The sequence below is a fragment of the Moorena sp. SIO2C4 genome (assembly GCF_010672485.1).
Lineage (GTDB): Bacteria > Cyanobacteriota > Cyanobacteriia > Cyanobacteriales > Coleofasciculaceae > Moorena > Moorena producens.
The window spans coordinates 1-2,888 of sequence record NZ_JAAHGN010000981.1 but is presented as its reverse complement, the minus strand read 5'-3'; the positions used below and the strand labels follow the sequence as shown (position 1 = coordinate 2,888).

Genomic DNA, 2,888 nt, shown 5'->3' with positions numbered 1-2,888 from the left:
TGCCAAGGACAAATGATCGTGGTTACAGTCTGCGGGTGAAAGGTTTCCCGTCCGCCGGTGATTTAGCCCGATCCCAGGTGTATTCATTCTCGATCAATGAACGCGCGTTTTGAGACAACTTTGCTCGCAGCTGTGGGTCTTCAAACAAACGAGTGATGGCACTAAGATACTCATTAACATGATTTGCCCGCAATGCTCGCAGGGGTGTATTGGCACCATCAACCGCCAGTCCCTCCAAACCGCGATCGCTTCCCACTACAGGTACCCCAGCCGCCATTGCTTCCAGGGTCTTGTTTTTAATGCCAAAGCCAGTCCGCATCGGTACCACACAGATAGTTGCTTGATGGAGATACTCTACCATTGATGGCACACGACCGGTGACCGTAATTCCCGACAATTCTGCCAACGACCACACCGAAGGTACTGGTCTTGCTCCTACCAGGTCCAGCTTAGCATCTTGATAGCGTTCTTTAATGGCTGGAAAGACCTCCAAGCTGAAAAAGCTTACAGCATCAATGTTGGCTCGGTTATCCATAGCTCCAATAAAAACTATGCGATGTCCCCCTGGGTCAGCAGTGCGTTCGGTAAATTGAGTCAAATCTACCCCATTTGGAATCACCACCATTTTACCCGATGGCTTGTAGGCAGCTATCTGGCTTTGATCCTCCGGTGTTGTGACCACAAGACCAGTAAATTTGGCACAGTATCGTTCCTCATAGCGGCGCAACAGGGGTAAATTTAACTGGTCTCTCAGCTGATTTTCCGAGGTTCCTGTTTCCAACTGATTACGGAACGTACCATACACAGAACTGTGAATATTCACCACCGTTCCCAGCTGCTGTCGCCATTCTGGTCGTACATATATTTCATTTACACTATGTTCACAGGTAATAATGTCAAACCTTCCAGCCGCCACAGCTTCATCCACCCATTGCTGAATGTCCGGGGAGTAGAGATGTAGCACACTGGGGGGGATGCCTTGGCGAATAAAATTACTAAATCGCTTTACTTTGCCCCAGATTCCTCCTGAGGGATCACAAGGCTTTGGTTGGGGGAAAACCACCAATTCATCTACCCATTTCCCTAGTTTTTCCACTTCCTGATCCGTGACATCTTCTGAACGTTGAGTAATCATGGTGATATCATGACTTAACTTAAGATGTTTTAGTAAATTAAATGTCCGAACCTGAGTTCCTCCCCTAGTGGGGGGATAAGGAAAGGTGGCAGATAGCATGAGAATTTTCATCATATCTTCAGGTTAGGTAAGAAAGCGATGCAGCGCGGTCTTGGGGGTTCCCACGGGGCTTACAAGGTGCGGACGCAGGTTCCGCACACAGCCCCTCCCCATGAGCGACTGCATCAAGACATTGCTATAAGTCATATCTAGTTCGTTGTAACCGGACTTGATATCAGGTATCCAAGAGGATAATTTAATGTCAAAGAACCAATGAATTGAGTGGCTTGATAGTTTCATCTATAACAATACAATGATTCAACGAGTCCCCAAGGTGAGTGTGTGTATTCCTACATTCAATCGCGTGAATTTACTTCCTTATGCGATTGACAGTGTTATTAAACAAACGTATCAAGACTGGGAATTAATTGTCTGTGATGATGGTTCAACTGATGACACTCCTGAGTTAATGTCCCAGTATCAGGATAGCCGAATTAACTACATCCGTCACCCCAAAAATATTGGCAAAAGTAATAATATGCGCTCTGGATTTGATGCCGCATTGGGGGAATATTTTATTAAATTTGATGATGATGACCGGCTGACACCTGAATTTTTATCCAAAACAACGGCTATTTTAGAGCTAGACCATAGTCTTGATTTTGTTGGGACAGATCATTGGGTAATTAATATTAATAATACTAGGGATGAATCAGCTACAAAATTCAACTCTCAGAGGTGGGGAAGAACTAATTTAATCGAAGGTATTGTTGATAATTTAATTGAGGTTGTTTTTATTCAGCAGAGCTTTCAAATTGGCGCTACATTATTTCGAATGCAGGCGTTTAAAGACTTGGAATTTATGCGTCCTAATATCCAAAATTGTGAAGATAATGATTTATTTGTTCGGCTGGCTATTGCGGGAAAGAAAGCCTATTATTTACCCGAATTATTAATGGAATATCGATTCCATGCCCAACAGCAAGGGATTAGTCGAGCAATTCCGTATTTAAAGGATAAACTGCATTATCTAGAAAGTTATAACTTTGAGTCAGAAATGTTGGAGACAGTTAGGCGATCGCGCCTGACGGAAACTAAGCTACTACTAGGATTGCGGCTGATTGAAATTGGACAAACATCAACCGGACGTGAATTAGTTTGGTCAGGAAAAGCTTGCTCCCCCTCAAAAGCTTGGGTTGCTTTGGTGTTGTCCCTATTGCCAGAAGGGTGGCGTTCTCAGGCGTTTAGTGTGTTGCGTCAATTCAAGGAATAGACTCTCTGGGAATTCGGGGCTAGAAAAAATCTGATTAAACTGCCAAGGCATTGGCAGCCTCACCATGGTGAAACAAATTTCCACTCTCTTGGTGCCCGTTCCCTTGGCGAGGTTCCCTTACGCCTTGTCGCACCCCCTTTCACAAGACTGCTTGTAAGCATATGCGCTACGCGCACGCTACGCGAACAGCAGTCAGCAGTCAGCCGTCAGCTTATTTTATTCAAAGCACCTCAAGTAGCGATGCAGTCAGCCAAAGGGGAGGCAGAGGTGCGACCCGTGGCGAATTTAATTCGCCTACGGAAAACGCACCATTACGGTCTTGGGGAGGCAGAGGTGCGACCCGTGGCGAATTTAATTACGGGTCAAGCGCACCATTACGGTCTTGGGGAGGCAGTGCCGACCTGCGGGGGTTCCCCCCATGAGCAACTGCCGTGGTTTTGA

3 protein-coding genes are annotated in these 2,888 nt (G+C 45.8%); 2 read left to right on the top strand and 1 reads right to left on the bottom strand.

The annotated features are described in order from the left end of the window. Positions 1–22 precede the first annotated feature (22 nt). Positions 23–1,246 (bottom strand): glycosyltransferase family 4 protein, encoded by a 1,224-nt coding sequence (locus F6K20_RS32390; RefSeq protein WP_287297506.1) that lies wholly within the window; start codon positions 1,244–1,246, stop codon positions 23–25. Between the two features lie 241 nt (positions 1,247–1,487). On the opposite strand from F6K20_RS32390, the gene F6K20_RS32385 reads away from it, so the two are divergent. Next, positions 1,488–2,447, top strand: a complete 960-nt coding sequence (locus F6K20_RS32385; RefSeq protein ID WP_008179806.1) for a glycosyltransferase family 2 protein — start codon at positions 1,488–1,490, stop codon at positions 2,445–2,447. A gap of 161 nt (positions 2,448–2,608) precedes the next feature. After that, on the top strand, positions 2,609–2,869 hold the full coding sequence (locus tag F6K20_RS32380) for a hypothetical protein (RefSeq protein WP_287297504.1): 261 nt from the start codon (positions 2,609–2,611) through the stop codon (positions 2,867–2,869). The last annotated feature ends 19 nt before the right edge of the window (positions 2,870–2,888 follow it).

Bases quoted from the DNA above. Each gene is read 5' to 3' on its own strand.
- F6K20_RS32390 (WP_287297506.1), bottom strand. From the start codon at position 1,246: ATGAAAATTCTCATGCTATCTGCCACCTTTCCTTATCCCCCCACTAGG.
- F6K20_RS32385 (WP_008179806.1), top strand. From the start codon at position 1,488: ATGATTCAACGAGTCCCCAAGGTGAGTGTGTGTATTCCTACATTCAAT.
- F6K20_RS32380 (WP_287297504.1), top strand. From the start codon at position 2,609: ATGCGCTACGCGCACGCTACGCGAACAGCAGTCAGCAGTCAGCCGTCA.